The 12,748-nt window shown below is 75.7% G+C and carries 16 protein-coding genes; 6 read left to right on the top strand and 10 right to left on the bottom strand.

Translation table 11 applies throughout. The annotated features are described in order from the left end of the window. Nucleotides 1-9 precede the first annotated feature (9 nt). Nucleotides 10-2,193, bottom strand: a complete 2,184-nt coding sequence (locus tag AC0OLQ_RS04545) for a GGDEF domain-containing protein (protein ID WP_484530305.1) — start codon at nt 2,191-2,193, stop codon at nt 10-12. Between the two features lie 83 nt (nt 2,194-2,276). Here AC0OLQ_RS04545 and AC0OLQ_RS04540 point away from each other — a divergent pair, with 83 nt between their 5' ends. From AC0OLQ_RS04540 to AC0OLQ_RS04530, 3 genes are all read left to right on the top strand, one after another. After that, nucleotides 2,277-2,924 (top strand): 5-formyltetrahydrofolate cyclo-ligase, encoded by a 648-nt coding sequence (locus AC0OLQ_RS04540; RefSeq protein WP_484530304.1) that lies wholly within the window; start codon nt 2,277-2,279, stop codon nt 2,922-2,924. Nucleotides 2,925-2,985: 61 nt separating this feature from the next. Continuing rightward, the gene (locus AC0OLQ_RS04535; RefSeq protein WP_484530303.1) at nt 2,986-3,339 is read left to right on the top strand and encodes an FmdB family zinc ribbon protein; all 354 of its coding nucleotides are present in this window, start codon (nt 2,986-2,988) and stop codon (nt 3,337-3,339) included. A 191-nt stretch (nt 3,340-3,530) separates the two neighbouring features. Further along, nucleotides 3,531-4,019: a flagellar biosynthesis protein FlgA gene (locus AC0OLQ_RS04530; RefSeq protein WP_484530302.1), complete on the top strand. Its 489-nt coding sequence runs from the start codon at nt 3,531-3,533 to the stop codon at nt 4,017-4,019. 13 nt (nt 4,020-4,032) lie between these two features. Here the strand turns inward: AC0OLQ_RS04530 and AC0OLQ_RS04525 are convergent, their stop codons facing one another. Further along, nucleotides 4,033-4,218, bottom strand: a complete 186-nt coding sequence (locus AC0OLQ_RS04525) for a hypothetical protein (RefSeq protein ID WP_151465544.1) — start codon at nt 4,216-4,218, stop codon at nt 4,033-4,035. 103 nt (nt 4,219-4,321) lie between these two features. Between AC0OLQ_RS04525 and AC0OLQ_RS04520 the strand changes: the two genes are divergently transcribed. Further along, nucleotides 4,322-5,005 carry a hypothetical protein gene (locus tag AC0OLQ_RS04520; protein ID WP_484530301.1) on the top strand — a complete coding sequence of 228 codons (684 nt, stop codon included), beginning with the start codon at nt 4,322-4,324 and terminating at the stop codon, nt 5,003-5,005. A gap of 24 nt (nt 5,006-5,029) precedes the next feature. Here the strand turns inward: AC0OLQ_RS04520 and AC0OLQ_RS04515 are convergent, their stop codons facing one another. Next, nucleotides 5,030-5,512 carry a DUF2231 domain-containing protein gene (locus AC0OLQ_RS04515; RefSeq protein WP_357343070.1) on the bottom strand — a complete coding sequence of 161 codons (483 nt, stop codon included), beginning with the start codon at nt 5,510-5,512 and terminating at the stop codon, nt 5,030-5,032. A gap of 174 nt (nt 5,513-5,686) precedes the next feature. On the opposite strand from AC0OLQ_RS04515, the gene AC0OLQ_RS04510 reads away from it, so the two are divergent. Continuing rightward, nucleotides 5,687-6,115 carry a Fur family transcriptional regulator gene (locus tag AC0OLQ_RS04510; protein WP_484530300.1) on the top strand — a complete coding sequence of 143 codons (429 nt, stop codon included), beginning with the start codon at nt 5,687-5,689 and terminating at the stop codon, nt 6,113-6,115. A gap of 64 nt (nt 6,116-6,179) precedes the next feature. Beyond that, nucleotides 6,180-7,031, top strand: a complete 852-nt coding sequence (locus tag AC0OLQ_RS04505) for an oxygenase MpaB family protein (RefSeq protein ID WP_484530299.1) — start codon at nt 6,180-6,182, stop codon at nt 7,029-7,031. Between the two features lie 7 nt (nt 7,032-7,038). On the opposite strand, the gene AC0OLQ_RS04500 is transcribed toward AC0OLQ_RS04505, so the two are convergent. The 7 genes from AC0OLQ_RS04500 to AC0OLQ_RS04470 form a co-directional block, all read right to left on the bottom strand. Beyond that, nucleotides 7,039-7,887, bottom strand: a complete 849-nt coding sequence (locus AC0OLQ_RS04500) for a RecB family exonuclease (protein WP_484532269.1) — start codon at nt 7,885-7,887, stop codon at nt 7,039-7,041. A 132-nt stretch (nt 7,888-8,019) separates the two neighbouring features. Then, nucleotides 8,020-8,634 carry a MarC family protein gene (locus tag AC0OLQ_RS04495; RefSeq protein ID WP_357343076.1) on the bottom strand — a complete coding sequence of 205 codons (615 nt, stop codon included), beginning with the start codon at nt 8,632-8,634 and terminating at the stop codon, nt 8,020-8,022. A 31-nt stretch (nt 8,635-8,665) separates the two neighbouring features. Continuing rightward, nucleotides 8,666-9,532 carry a PHP domain-containing protein gene (locus AC0OLQ_RS04490; protein WP_484530298.1) on the bottom strand — a complete coding sequence of 289 codons (867 nt, stop codon included), beginning with the start codon at nt 9,530-9,532 and terminating at the stop codon, nt 8,666-8,668. Nucleotides 9,533-9,562: 30 nt separating this feature from the next. Next, on the bottom strand, nt 9,563-10,828 hold the full coding sequence (locus tag AC0OLQ_RS04485) for a TolB-like translocation protein (protein WP_484530297.1): 1,266 nt from the start codon (nt 10,826-10,828) through the stop codon (nt 9,563-9,565). Further along, nucleotides 10,825-11,511, bottom strand: a complete 687-nt coding sequence (locus tag AC0OLQ_RS04480; RefSeq protein ID WP_484530296.1) for a SigE family RNA polymerase sigma factor — start codon at nt 11,509-11,511, stop codon at nt 10,825-10,827. Before AC0OLQ_RS04480 ends, AC0OLQ_RS04485 begins: the two co-directional genes overlap by 4 nt. 102 nt (nt 11,512-11,613) lie before the next feature. Continuing rightward, nucleotides 11,614-12,489 (bottom strand): PH domain-containing protein, encoded by an 876-nt coding sequence (locus tag AC0OLQ_RS04475; protein WP_484530295.1) that lies wholly within the window; start codon nt 12,487-12,489, stop codon nt 11,614-11,616. A 6-nt stretch (nt 12,490-12,495) separates the two neighbouring features. Further along, nucleotides 12,496-12,654, bottom strand: coding sequence for a hypothetical protein (locus AC0OLQ_RS04470; RefSeq protein WP_167544553.1), 159 nt, complete (start codon nt 12,652-12,654; stop codon nt 12,496-12,498). Between the last annotated feature and the right edge of the window lie 94 nt (nt 12,655-12,748).

Below are 12,748 nucleotides of genomic sequence, written 5' to 3'. Positions count from 1 at the left end.
GTCGCGAGACTATCGGCCACGGCTCTGCCGCGGCGGGTGAGGACCGGAAGACGCGCCGCCCTGTGCCACCGTCGCGGCGTCCCCGGCGCCGGCCCGGGCCAGTCCGTCGGGCGGGCTGACCGTGGTGACGACCACGGGGATCTCCTGGGTGGGGACCGGGTCGGGGGCCTGGGCCAGCCGGTAGCCGTCCCGGCCGGCCGCCTTCGCCGCGTAGAGCGCGTCGTCGGCGGCGTCGAGCACCTGCTGGCCACCGGCCGCGTGGTCCGGGTAGACGGCGATGCCGATGGAGACGGTCACCCGTACCCGGATCGCCTCCCCGGCGTGCCCGTCCACGGGCACCGCGTGGTCCCGCACCACCGCGCCGAGCCGCTCGGCGACGATCGTGGCGCCCCGGGCGTCGGTCTCCGGCAGCAGCACCACGAACTCCTCGCCGCCCTGCCGGAACGCCAGGTCGACCTCGCGGATCTCGCCGCGTACCCGGCGGGCGAACTCGACCAGCACCGCGTCCCCGGCGGCGTGCCCCCAGGTGTCGTTGACGTCCTTGAACCGGTCCAGGTCGAGGGCGAGCACGCTGAGCATCCGGCCGAAGCGGTTGGCCCGCTCCACCTCGCGCCGGATCGACTCGCGCAGGTAGCGGTAGTTCCACAGCCCGGTGAGCGGGTCGGTCAGGGAGAGCCGCTGCGCCTCCTCGTGCACCCGGACGTTCTCCACCGCCACCGCCGCGTGCCCGGCGAAGGTCCGCAGGGTGACGAGGTCGTCGTCGTCGAACTCGTCCGCGCCGAGCCGGTCGTACAGGGCCAGCACGCCGAGCGCCGCGGAGTCGGACGCCTCGGCCGGGGGATGGCCGGGCCGGTCCGGGTCGCCGCGCGGTTCCGCGCCGCGGGGGGCCGCGAAGGGCACCGCCACGTACGTCTCGCAGGACGGCTCGCCGGTCGGCGCGTCCGCCGGCTCCCACCGGCCGCGCAGCGGCTCCCCGGTGGCGGCCACCGTGCCGACCACCCCGGCGCCGACCGGCACCCGCAGCGTCGCCGGATCGGCCCGGTCCTCGGTCGGCCAGCGCCCGTCCAGCCCCTCGACGCACTGGCCGACCAGCACGTCCTCGCCGTCCAGCAGCAGCACCGCGCCGGCCCGGGCCCCGGTGGCGGCGATCGCGCTGTGCAGGATCACCCGCAGGATGCGTTGCAGGTCGTGGGTGCTGGCCAGGGTGTCGCCAAGCACGGTCAGGTGGCCGCGGAGCTGGTCCCGGCTGCTGGTCAGCGCCGCCACGTAGCTGCCGGTCTCCCGGGTCATCCGGTTGAACGCGCCGGCCAGCCGCCCGATCTCGTCCCGGCTGCGGACCGGCACCCGCGCGGTCAGGTCGCCGTGCGCCACCCGGTCCACCGCGCCGGCCAGCTCGACCAGGGGCCGCGTGGTGACCCGGGCCAGCCGCCAGGCGGCCAGCACGGCCAGCAGGGCGGCCAGCACCACCGCGCCGACCAGGGCGGCGTAGAGGCCGGGCGGCCGCTCCCCCGGCACCGAGAGCACCAGCGGCAGCGGCTGCCCGGGGGACGGGCCGACCCGGCGCACGTACCGGCCGTCGGCGGTCCCGGTCACCCGCTCCCCGTCCGCCTCGCGGGCAGCGGCCAGCACCGCTGCGCGTACCTCCCGGTCCTCGGTCGTGTGGGTGATCCGGCCCGGGTCGTCGAGGAGGGTGACCCCGACGCCGGTCACCGCGGCGAGCCGCGCCACGAAGGCCGGGTCGACGGGCTGCGCGGCGGCAACGGTGCCCAGGTCGGCGCCGGCCGGGTCGCGGAGCCGGACCCGGGCGGCGAGCGCGCGGACCGGGCCGGCGGGCGCGTCGGCGGCGCAGTCCTGCCAGGGGCCGGCCGGGCCGCCGAGGGTGGCGTAGCTGGTCCGGCCGGCGGCGTCGGCGATCTGCACGCCGGCGGCCACGCCCCGGCCGACCACCTGGTCGGCCGCGCGGGACCGGGCGGCCGGGTCGGCGACCAGCGCGACCGCGTCGGCCGCCGCGCGGAGCTGTTGACAGAGGGCGTCGACGGAGGTGCGCACCCCGGCCGCCGCCACGCCCAGCCGCTCGACGGCGCGACCGCGGTCGACGGCGCTCAGGGTGGACCCGACGAAGACCGCGCCGAGCAGGACGGGGCCGAGCACCACCGTGAGGAACGCCGCCGTCAACCGCCCCCGTAGCGTCAAGCTTCCCCCCGGAAGTTCTGCGCCCCTCCCTGCGATGCTGACACAGAGCGACCGTGAGGCAAGCGTTGCGTCAGGAGTGTTGCGTGCCGGAATTTTCTGATGGAGCGGATGTGGCCAAGCGAGACCAGCGGATCGCCCTGCTCGCCCACCGCCGGTCGCTGCCCGCGCCACGCCGGGCGGAGGCGGCGGCGTCCGTCCAGGCCGAGCTGGTCGCTCTGGTACGCCGGCTGCGCCCGGCCCGGATGACCGCGTACGTGCCGGTCGGCTCGGAGCCGGGCGGCAGCGACCTGCCCGCGGCGCTCCGGGCGGCGCTGCCCCCGGAGGCCGAGCTGCTGCTGCCGATGCTCCTCGACGACCTCGACCTGGACTGGGCCGCCTACACCGGCCCGGAGTCGCTGCGGGCCGCCGGCCGGGGCCTGCGCGAGCCGACCGGCCCGCCGCTGGGGAGCGCGGCGGTGGCCGGGGCCGACCTGGTGGTGGTGCCGGCGCTGGCGGTGGACCGGCGCGGTTTCCGGCTCGGCCGGGGCGGCGGCTCCTACGACCGGGCGCTGGCCCGGGTGCCCGCCACGGTCCCCACGGTGGCGCTGCTGCACGACGGGGAGCTGATCGAGGCGGTTCCGGCCCAGCCGCACGACCGGCCGGTACGCTTCGTGATCACGCCGGGAGGCGGGCTGGTGGCGGTGCCGGATGTGGCCCGGGGCGCTTCCGCTGGACGAACCCGGGTTCCATGACGCACCATTGGCACTCGAATCCGTCGAGTGCCAACCGGCCGTGCCAGATCCGGAGGAGAACGTGCCCACGTACCAGTACGCCTGCACCGCGTGCGGCCACCAGCTCGAGGCGGTGCAGTCCTTCTCTGACGCGCCGCTGACCGAGTGCCCGGCGTGTGAGGGGCGGCTGCGCAAGGTCTTCAACTCGGTCGGCGTCGTGTTCAAGGGCTCCGGCTTCTACCGCACGGACTCCCGTTCGTCCGGTTCCGAGAGCGCCACGAGCACCGCGAGCAAGCCGGCGAAGTCCGAGTCGTCGACCAGCAGCTCGTCCGGCGGCTCCTCGACCGGGTCGAGCAACGGCTCGTCCGCCGCGTCGTCCGGCTCGTCCTCGAGTTCGTCGGCCGGCAAGTCGCCGGCCGCCAGCAGTTCCTCCTGACCTCGTCAGGCTCCCGGAAAGTGGTCATCCCGCTAGGATGGCCACTTTTCGCGTTTCCCGGTCGTTTTCCCCGCCGCTTGTCCACAGGCCGGCGGGTTTTCCACAGGTGAGCCGGCTGGGGCGGCGGCGGGGGTCGCGCGCGGCCTAGCCTGCCCGCGTACGGGGTCGGATCCGTGGGCGGGAGGGCACTGGTGGCGGGTGGGGAGGCATCGCTGCGGCCGGTGCGCTGGCGCGGGCTGCCGCGGGGCCGGACGCTGCTCCGGATGGCGCTGGTCGCGGTGCTGCTCGGGCTGGCCGCGGCCGTCCTGCGGACCCCGGCAGGCTGCCCGCCAGGTGCGACCCGCGCCGTGGCATCCACCCCGGGCAGTCCCACCCCGGCCGGCGGTGATCACTCCGCCGCCCTGCCGCTGCCCGCCGGGGCGGTCGGGGTGCCGATCCGGCTCGCCGAGCCGGCCGCGCTGGCGGTGCTCCACCCGGGCGCCCGGGTGGACCTGCTGGTCGTGCCCGTCGGCGGCGCGCCGACCCTGCTCGCCCCGCGGGCGCTGGTGCTCGAGGTGGTGGGGGCGGCCGGGGCGGTCGACGGCTCCTCGGCCCTCTACCTGGCGCTCCGCCCGGAGCAGGCCCACCGCGCGGTCGGCCTGCCCGACGGCAGCCGCTTCGCCGTGGTCGTGCGCGAATGACCGCGGCGGAAGATCAGTCCCAGTGCGGCGGGCGCTCGGCGAGCAGCCAGTCGTCGTTGCCGGACGACCGCTCGCCCCAGCCACGGTCGGTGTCGTCGGTGGTCTGCTCGGGCAGCACCACGAAGTCTTCGCTGAGGTCGACCACGCGGTCGTCGTCGCCGCGCGGGACACGGATGCCGGGATCGCTCACGAGCGGCAAGGATACCGCCGGAAGGGAAACCGCTCGACCTTCCCGGCGTGAACGCCGGTGGCCCGTCGCGTCGGGCGGCCGACCGGCCGGGGCGTTGGTAGCGTCGGACGGCGTGACGACGCCGAGCGGTGGCAGCCCCGAGGACGAGACCTGGCGACGCCCGGACCAGCCGGCCGGCGAGACCCCGGCGGCCGGCCCGGACCAGCCCGGCTCGCCGGACCGGCCGGTCAGCGGGCCGCCCGACCAACGCGACAGCTCGGCGGCCGGAAGCAACCAGCCCGAGGGCTCGGCAACCAGCGGGAACGCGCCCATCGCCGGCGCGGGGACCCGGCCGGACGATGTGGCGCACGGCACCGCGCCGACCGGCGACGCTCCGCCCTCGGAGCCCAGTCCCTGGTCGCGCGACGGCCACGCGGACAGCCCGTGGGCGAGGCCCGGCCAGGGCGCCACCCCGGCCGGCGGCGGGTCCGGTCAGGTCCTGCCGACCGGCGGCTTTTCCGGCCAGGCCGCCCCGGCGGGTGGCTGGCCTCAGCCGGCCGCCTCGGCCTCTGGTTGGGCCCCGGGCGGCGCGCCGGCCGGGTACGCCGGTCCGCCGCCGACCATCCCGCCGCCGCCCGGCTGGCGGCCGCCGGTGCACGTGCAGCCGGCGCCACCGCGGCGACTCCCGCCACAGGACATGGCCGCCATGGACCGGGCCGAGGGGCAGGCCCAGCGGCTCACCTACGGCATCGGCGCCGTCGCCGGCGTCGTGCTGGTGCTGCTCACCTGCCTGCTCTGCTCGCGCGTGCTCTTCTGAGCCGGCCGGCTCGGCACCACCGGGTCAGACGATGCCGCTCCACACCATCTTGGCGCCGCTGTCACCGGTCAGGTAGACGTACAGCAGCGCGAACACGGCGAGCACGACCACCACCCCGGTGAGCACCAGGGGCAGCCAGCGGGGCAGGTTGCGGGTCCGAGCGAAGCCGCTGGTCACCAGCAGCAGCAGGAGCGCCGCCACGGCCAACCCGACGGTGAACCAGAACAGCTTGTCGCCGTACTCGGAGTGCTCGTGGATCTTCTGCAGGCCCTCGGGCGGGTAGCCCCGCTTGCGCAGCACCTCTTCCAGCGCCTCGCCGGACTCCGTCGCCACCCAGGTGACGATCGGGGTGAGCACGGCGAGGATCGCCACCGCCCAGTCCAGCCGGGGCCGCCAACGGGGCAGCACCCCGTACGCGACGGAGAGCAACGCCAGCAGCGGCACCAGCACCACGGCGGCGTGTACGACCAGGACGTGGCCCGGTAGACCGTTGACTTCCCTGAACACCAACACCTCCGGCGAGTGGACGGGATCGCGCGGCCAGCCTACGACGGGATGATCAGCCGTCGCGCTTCCGTACATCGACACACGCACGGGTCGCCAGCGCGGTTCACCTGTGGCCCGGGCCACCCGCGGTCACGCTCGCTTGTCGGCCCGGGGACCCCGTGCTGTCATGGACACATGTCAACCGGTGAGGAGCTGCTCCGGTCAAGGGGCCTGCGGGTCACCCGACCGCGCCTCGCCGTGCTGGACGTGCTCTCCGGCGGCGGTCACCTGGAGGTCGACGAGATCACCCGCCGGGTCCGCGAGCGCCTCGACTCGGTCTCCACCCAGGCCGTCTACGACGTGCTCGGCGCGCTCTCCCGGGCCGGGCTGTCCCGCCGGATCGAGCCGGCCGGCAGTCCCGCCCGCTACGAGGCCCGCGTCGGGGACAACCACCACCACGTGGTGTGCCGGGGTTGCGGCGAGATCGCCGACGTCGACTGCGCCACCGGCGACGCCCCCTGCCTCGACCCGAACGTCGCGCACGGCTTCGAGGTGGACGAGGCGGAAGTGACCTTCTGGGGGGTGTGTCCGGCCTGCCAGGCCCGCCGCTCCGCCGACGACTGAGCGTCCGCGCCGGCTTCGGGCCGGGGAAAGGCCCGGTCCGCCCGGCGCGTGGCACTCTTGGGCGGTGGACTCCGATGACCTCGGCCTGTTCGGTCCGGGATCGGTCACGTGGAAGGTGCACGAGGAGCCGATCCTGATCGTCGCCGGCCTGCGTTCGCTCTACCTCCAGGCGCTGCACCCCCGCGCGATGGCCGGCGTGGCGCAGAACAGCAACTACAAGACGGACGCCTGGGGCCGGCTGGTCCGCACGGCCACCTACGTGGCGACGACGATCTACGGCACCACCGCCGAGGCGGAGGCGGCCGGCCGGCGGCTGCGGACGCTGCACGCCCGGATGCGGGCCACCGACCCGTTCACCGGCGAGCGGTTCCGGATCGACGACCCCGACCTGCTGCGCTGGGTGCACGTTACCGAGGTGGAGTCGTTCGTGAGCACCGCCCGGCGGGCCGGGCTCGCGCTGACCGACGACGAGGTGGACGGCTACTACGCCGAGCAGCGGCGAGCGGCGGCCCTGGTCGGGCTGGACCCGGCCGACGTGCCGGGCAGCGCCGCCGAGGTGGCCGACTACTACCGCCGGATCCGCCCCGAGCTGCGGATGACCAGGGAGGCGGCCGAGACCGCCCTCTTCCTGACCGCTCCGCCGATCCCGTGGAAGCTCAGCCTGCCGGTGAAGCTGGGCCTGCACCTCGGCCCGCCGCGCTGGGCCTACCTGGGGATCGCCGGCACCGCGCTGGCGCTGCTGCCGGCCTGGGCACACCGGCTGTACGGCGGCCTCGGCCTGCCCACCACCGCGCTCTCGGCCGACCTGAGCGTCCGCGCGTTGCGCCTGGCCCTGGCGGCGGTGCCGCGTCGCTATCGGGAGGGCCCGTTGCAGCAGGCCGCCAAGGAGCGCGCCGCCCGCCTGGCCGCGGCCTGACCACCCCTCAGAGCGAGGCGGCTCCGTCCGGGCGGGCAGGGCGCTCCACGGCCGTCCACGGATCCTTGGCCGGGACCTGGGCGCCCGCCGGGCAGGTGCGCCGGTAGTCGCACCAGCCGCAGCGGGGCCCGGGCTCGGTGGGAAACGCCGCGTCGGGGTCGGCGCCGTCGGCGACGGCCCGCTCGGCGGCCATGATGTCCCGCGCGGTGTCCTCGGCCCGGGTGAGCTGCCGCTGCAACGACTCCGGGCTGTGCTCGTGCGCGGCGACCGCGCCGGTGGGCAGGTGGTGCAGCTCGACCCGGCGGCACGGGCGGCGGAACACCCGCTCGGCCGCGTAGGCGTAGAGCGCGAGGGCCTGCGAGCCGCGCGCGTCGTCGCCGTCCAGCCCGGTGCGGCCGGTCTTGTAGTCGACGATGACCAGCTCGGGCCGGCCGTCCGGGCCGGGGCGCGAGTCGATCCGGTCGGTGCGGCCGTTGAAGGCGAGCACCGCGGTCTTCACGGCGACCACCCGCTCGACCCCGATCGGCTCGTCGGCCGGGTCGAGCCCCGCCACGTAGGACTCCAGCCAGGCCAGCGCCCGCCGGAAGGCGTCCCGCTCCTGCTCGTCGTCGCGGTAGCCCTCGCGGACCCAGGTGCCCTTGAGCAGAGTGCCCAGCACCTCGGGGCGGCGGCGGTCGGGGGCCAGCGCGTACCAGTTCTTCAGGGCGGTGTGGACGCTGGCGCCGAGCGAGTTGTGCGCCCACGGCGGACCCTTGGGCGGTGCCGGGCGGTCCACGTACGAGTAGCGGTAGCGGCGGGGGCAGTCGGCGTAGGCGCCGAGCTTGCTGGGGGTGCAGACGAAGAGCCGTTCGGGCATGCCCTCGAAGCCGAGCTGCTCGGCCTGCTCGGCGCGGGGCCGGGGTGGCCGGCCGCCGGTGGGTCGCCCGGTCGGGGAGGGTCGTCGCACGCCTGAGATCCTGCCACCCCGGTACGACAGCGCCGCGCCGGCTCAGGCCATGGTGAGGTACCGCGTGACGAACGCGGCGATCGCGTCGGCGATGAGCTGCACGGCGATGGCGGCCAGCAGCAGGCCGGCGATCCGGGTCAGCACCTCGATGCCGCCCGGCCGGAGGACCTTGACGATGCCGCCGGAGAAGCGCAGCACCACCCAGACCGCCACCATGACCGCGACGATCGCGGCGGCGATGGCGAGGTAGTCGGTGAAGCCACCGGCCCGCTGCACGAAGAGCATGGTGGCGACGATGGCGCCGGGGCCGGCTAGCAGCGGGGTGCCCAGCGGCACCAGCGCGATGTTGGAGGTGGCCTGCTGGTTCGGGTCGTCGGACTTGCCGGTCAGCAGCTCCAGCGCGACGAGGATCAGCAGCAGCCCGCCGGCGGCCTGCAACGCGGGCAGGTCGACGTGCAGGTAGGCCAGGATCGTCTGGCCGGCCACGGCGAACACCACGATCACGCCGAGCGCCAGCGCGACGGCCTGCCAGGCGGCCCGGTTCCGGTCGCGGGCGGCCAGCGGGCCGGTCAGCGCGAGGAAGATGGGCATCATGCCGGGCGGGTCGACGATCACCAGCAGGGTCACGAAGACCTCGCCGAAGAGCTTGAGATCCACCCGGACACGGTAGCCGCGCCGCCGGAACGCTTCAGCCTGAAGCGACCGGGGTCACCCCCCGGGCCAGCTCGACGATCCGCTCGTACGCCTCGACCCCCGTGGTGTACGCGCCGAGCCGGACGGTCTTGTGCGTGCCGTGGAAGTCCGACGCTCCGGTGACCAGCAGCCCCAGCTCGGCGGCGAGCGCGCGGACGTGCTCCCGCTCGGCCGGGCTGTGGTCCTCGTGGTCGGCCTCCAGGCCAGCCAGCCCCGCCGCCGCCAGGTCCACGATCAGCTCGTCGGGCACGATCCGGCCGCGCCGGCTGGCCCGGGGATGGGCGAAGATGGGCACTCCGCCGGCCGCCCGGACGAGCGCCACCGCCCGGAACACGTCGATGTCCTCCTTGGGCAGCCGGTACCGCTCCCCCAGCCACCGTGGCCCGAACGCCTCGTTCGTGGTGGCGACCAGCCCGGCTCGGATCAGCGCCTGGGCGATGTGCGGCCGGCCGACCGTCCCGCCGGCCGCGCCGGCCAGGATCTCGGACCAGCTCACCCGGATCCCGTCGGCCTGGAGCAGCCGCACGATGCGCTCGCCGCGCTCCTCCCGGGCGCGCCGGACCCGGGCCAGCTCGGCGACCAGCTCCGGCTCGGTCGGGTCGAAGAGGTACGCGAGCAGGTGCAGCGGGATCGCCGGCTCGACGCCGAACCAGCGGCAGGAGAGCTCGGCGCCTCGGACCAGGGTGAGCCCGGGCGGCAGGGCCGCGACCGCCGGCTCCCAGCCGGCCGTGGTGTCGTGGTCGGTGAGCGCCACCACGTCGAGACCGGCCGCGGCGGCGGCCCGGACCAGCTCGGCGGGGCCGAGGGTGCCGTCGCTGGCGGTGGAGTGGGTGTGCAGGTCGATCCGGGCGGCCGCGCTCATCCCATCGACGCTACGCCCACCCCGCCCGGGTCAGGAGCGGGTGTCGGCCACCACGACGGGCCGGTCGCCCGGGGCCACTCCGTCCAGCGTCGAGACGGTGGGGCGCTCGCCGGCCAGCACCCGGTCCGGACGCACCCGGACCAGGCCGCCGGTGGCGTCCACGTGCAACGCGGCCCCGCTCCGGGTCCAGGCCACCGCCCCGGCGACGGCCGGGCCGGCCGCGTGGGTCGCGGGGCCGGCGCCGAGGCCGGCCAGGTCGACCAGCAGGGCGTCCCTGCCCGCGGCGTTGAGCAGCAGCCACCGGCCGTCCGCGGAGACCCCGCCGAGGCCGTCGGTGGCCAGCGCCGGGCCGCAGCCGGTGCGGATCGGGGTGAGGCCGCGGGCCGGGTCGAGCAGGGCCACGCAGGGCCGCCGGGGCGTGCCGGCGGAGACCAGGCCGACCACCCGGCCGTCGGGCAGCGTGCCGTAGACGGTGAGCACGTCCCGGTTCGCCCCGCCGGGCACTCCGCCCGCCGCCCGCCGCCACATACTGACCCCGCCCCGGTCGGGCCGGCGGATCAGCACGGCGTCGCCGGCGAAGCCGATCGGCGCCGTGCCCTCCGGCACCGCCGTCCGGCTGCTGGCCAGGAGCTGGCCGCCGACCACGCCGGCGGCGAACAGGTAGGGGCCGTCGCGCCAGGCGACCTGCCGGCCGTCGGTGGCCACCACCACGGCGTCCGCCCCGGCGAGCAGCACCTGCGGCGCGCTGCCGTTGGGCGGCACCCACCAGAGGGTACGGCCGGCCGGGGTGGCCGCCGAGGTGATCAGCCAGCCGCCGTAGTCGGGGACCCGCTGCGCCCGTTCGACGCCGCTCACCCCGGTCAGTTCCCGGCGCTCGCCACCGCTGGTGTCCAGCCACGAGTCGACGATCAGGTCCAGCTCAGCGCGGACGGGACCCTTCGCGGGCGCCGGGCCGGCGGCGGTGGGCAGCGGCGAGGCCGAGAACCCACGCGGGTCACCGAGCACCACGGTCGGCGTGCCGCCGTCCCCGGTCGGCCCGCCGAGCTGCGCCATGCCGGTGGTGACCAGCACGGTCGCCACCCCGGCCAGGGCGAGCCCGGTCAGCGTGCGACGCCGTCCGGTGCGCCGGGCCCGCCGGAGCGCCGCGCCGGCCGGGTCGGCGGCGAGTGGCCGGGGCGTGGCGACGCGCGCGGCCAGCGTCTGCCGCAGCGCCCGCTCCAGCTCGTCCTCGGTCACGGGGAATGGACGCTCCGGGCCGCCCGTCCGGTTGTCGTAGGAGTTCGACGTGCGGCTCATCGGGACTCCACCGGGACGGACGCGGCGGGTCGGGCGGGAGCCGCGCCGCCGGGGATCGCGCTCGGCCGGACCGCCGGCGGCACCGGGGCGGGCGGTGGCGGCGCGGCGGGCTCCCGGAGCACCCGTGGCGGGGTACGCGGCGCGGGCGGCGCGACCTGCTCCGCCGGCTCGGCCGGCAGGCCGAGCGCGGCCTCGGAGCCGAGCCGGCGGCGCAGCGTGTTCAGCGCCCGGGAGGTCTGGCTCTTCACGGTGCCCGGGGAGATCTCCAGCAGGGCGGCGGTCTGCGCCTCGGACATGTCCTCGTAGAAGCGGAGCACCAGCACGGCCCGCTGCCGGGCCGGGAGCGCCTGGAGGTGCCGCCACAGCGCGTCCCGGTCGAGCTGCTGCTCGATCTCGTCGACCCCGGCCCGCTCGGGCAGCACCTCGGTCGGGCGTTCCCCGTGCCACCGGCGGCGCCACCAGCTGGTCGAGGTGTTGATCAGGACCCGGCGGGCGTACGGCTCGATGGCGTCGATCCCGCCGAGCCGCTTCCAGGCCAGGTAGGTCTTGGTCAGCGCGGTCTGGAGCAGGTCCTCGGCTGTCGCCCAGTCACCGGCCAGCAGGTACGCGGTGCGCAGCAGGGCGCCGGAGCGGGCCGCGACGAAGTCGCGGAACTCCTCCTCCAGCGGGTCCCTGCTCGCCACGCTCACCTCCGCGCCCGGTCCTGCCTGGCAGATTGCCACGTCAGAGGGGGACGGGTCGACGGCGAATGGTGCGCAGTTCCTCCGATGTTCGGACGAAAACTTTCAGGCGCCGTCGTCGGCCTTCGCCTCGTCGGCCTCCTTGCCCAACCGCGCCTCGACGGCCTGCGGCTCGTACATCTCTTCCACGACGCGCAGGTAGAGCTCGTTCGGGTTGGGCAGGTTCTTGATCTCGCGGAGCGCCTGCTCCTGGCCGGCCGACTCGAGCACGAAGGTGCCGTAGTTGAGCGCGCGGCCGGTCGGGGTCTGCTCGTATTTCATGTCGGTGACCCGGACCAGCGGCATCATCGCGACCCGGCGGGTGATGATCCCGTTGACCACCATGACCCGCTTGTTGGTGAGGATGAAGCGGTCGTACCACCAGTCGGCGACCCGCCAGGCGACCCAGCCCATCACGGCGAACCAGAGCAGCACCGCGACGGTGGTCAGCGCTCCGACGTCGCGCCCGGCGAGGAAGCCGGAGAGGTAGCCGAGCACGAAGGTCGCCGCGATGCCGACGATGATCGGGGTGGAGAGGTGGATCCAGTGCCGCTTCCACTCGCCGCGGTAACGCTCGGTGGGGAAGAGGTAACGCGCGACCAGCGAGCTGGGCTCGTCCTCCAGCGGCAGCACCCGGCGGGGGGCCATGCCGGCGGCATCGGCGCGCAGGCCGGCCAGCTCGTCCTCGGAGATCTGCGGGTTCTGGTAGGCGGCCTCCGGGTCGCGGATCCAGGCGCGGCCGGACCGCCCCTCCCCGGCGTATCCCGGTCCGTCGCCGAAGGCGGCGTCGTCCGAAAGGGAGGGACCCGCGCCGTAGCCGGAACCGGCGCCGAAGCCGGGGCCGTCGTCGGGGTCGATGCGGGGGATCGGCTCGGTGTCGCGCTCCCGGCGCTCCCGGTCGGGATCGTCGGGGTCGAAGGGTGGACCGGAGGGGCTTCCCATTGGCGGCTAGGCGACCAGGTTGGTGAAGAAGTCGCCGAAGCCCTGCGCGATGTCCATGATGCCGCCACCGAGAGACTTGAACACGTCGGCGGCGGAGTTCGGCCGGTAGGCGATGAAGAAGATCAAGAATGCGAGGCCGGCCCAGGTGAGGACCTTCTTGACCATAGCGGGCCATCCTCTCGCGCGGAGCCGGGTCCGTTTACCGCAGCGGCACCCAGAGTATCAGTATGATGTCGTAGAGTGAATATCTGCGTCTGTT

It is taken from the genome of Micromonospora sp. Utrum1 (assembly GCF_057197805.1).
This window is presented reverse-complemented; position numbering and strand designations above follow the sequence as displayed.

What these genes read in the sequence shown, in the direction of transcription:
- AC0OLQ_RS04510 (WP_484530300.1), top strand. Translation starts at nt 5,687, where the DNA reads ATGTCAACCGGTGAGGAGCTGCTCCGGTCAAGGGGCCTGCGGGTCACC.
- AC0OLQ_RS04500 (WP_484532269.1), bottom strand. Translation starts at nt 7,887, where the DNA reads ATGCCCGAACGGCTCTTCGTCTGCACCCCCAGCAAGCTCGGCGCCTAC.
- AC0OLQ_RS04490 (WP_484530298.1), bottom strand. Translation starts at nt 9,532, where the DNA reads ATGAGCGCGGCCGCCCGGATCGACCTGCACACCCACTCCACCGCCAGC.
- AC0OLQ_RS04485 (WP_484530297.1), bottom strand. Translation starts at nt 10,828, where the DNA reads ATGAGCCGCACGTCGAACTCCTACGACAACCGGACGGGCGGCCCGGAG.
- AC0OLQ_RS04475 (WP_484530295.1), bottom strand. Translation starts at nt 12,489, where the DNA reads ATGGGAAGCCCCTCCGGTCCACCCTTCGACCCCGACGATCCCGACCGG.
- AC0OLQ_RS04470 (WP_167544553.1), bottom strand. Translation starts at nt 12,654, where the DNA reads ATGGTCAAGAAGGTCCTCACCTGGGCCGGCCTCGCATTCTTGATCTTC.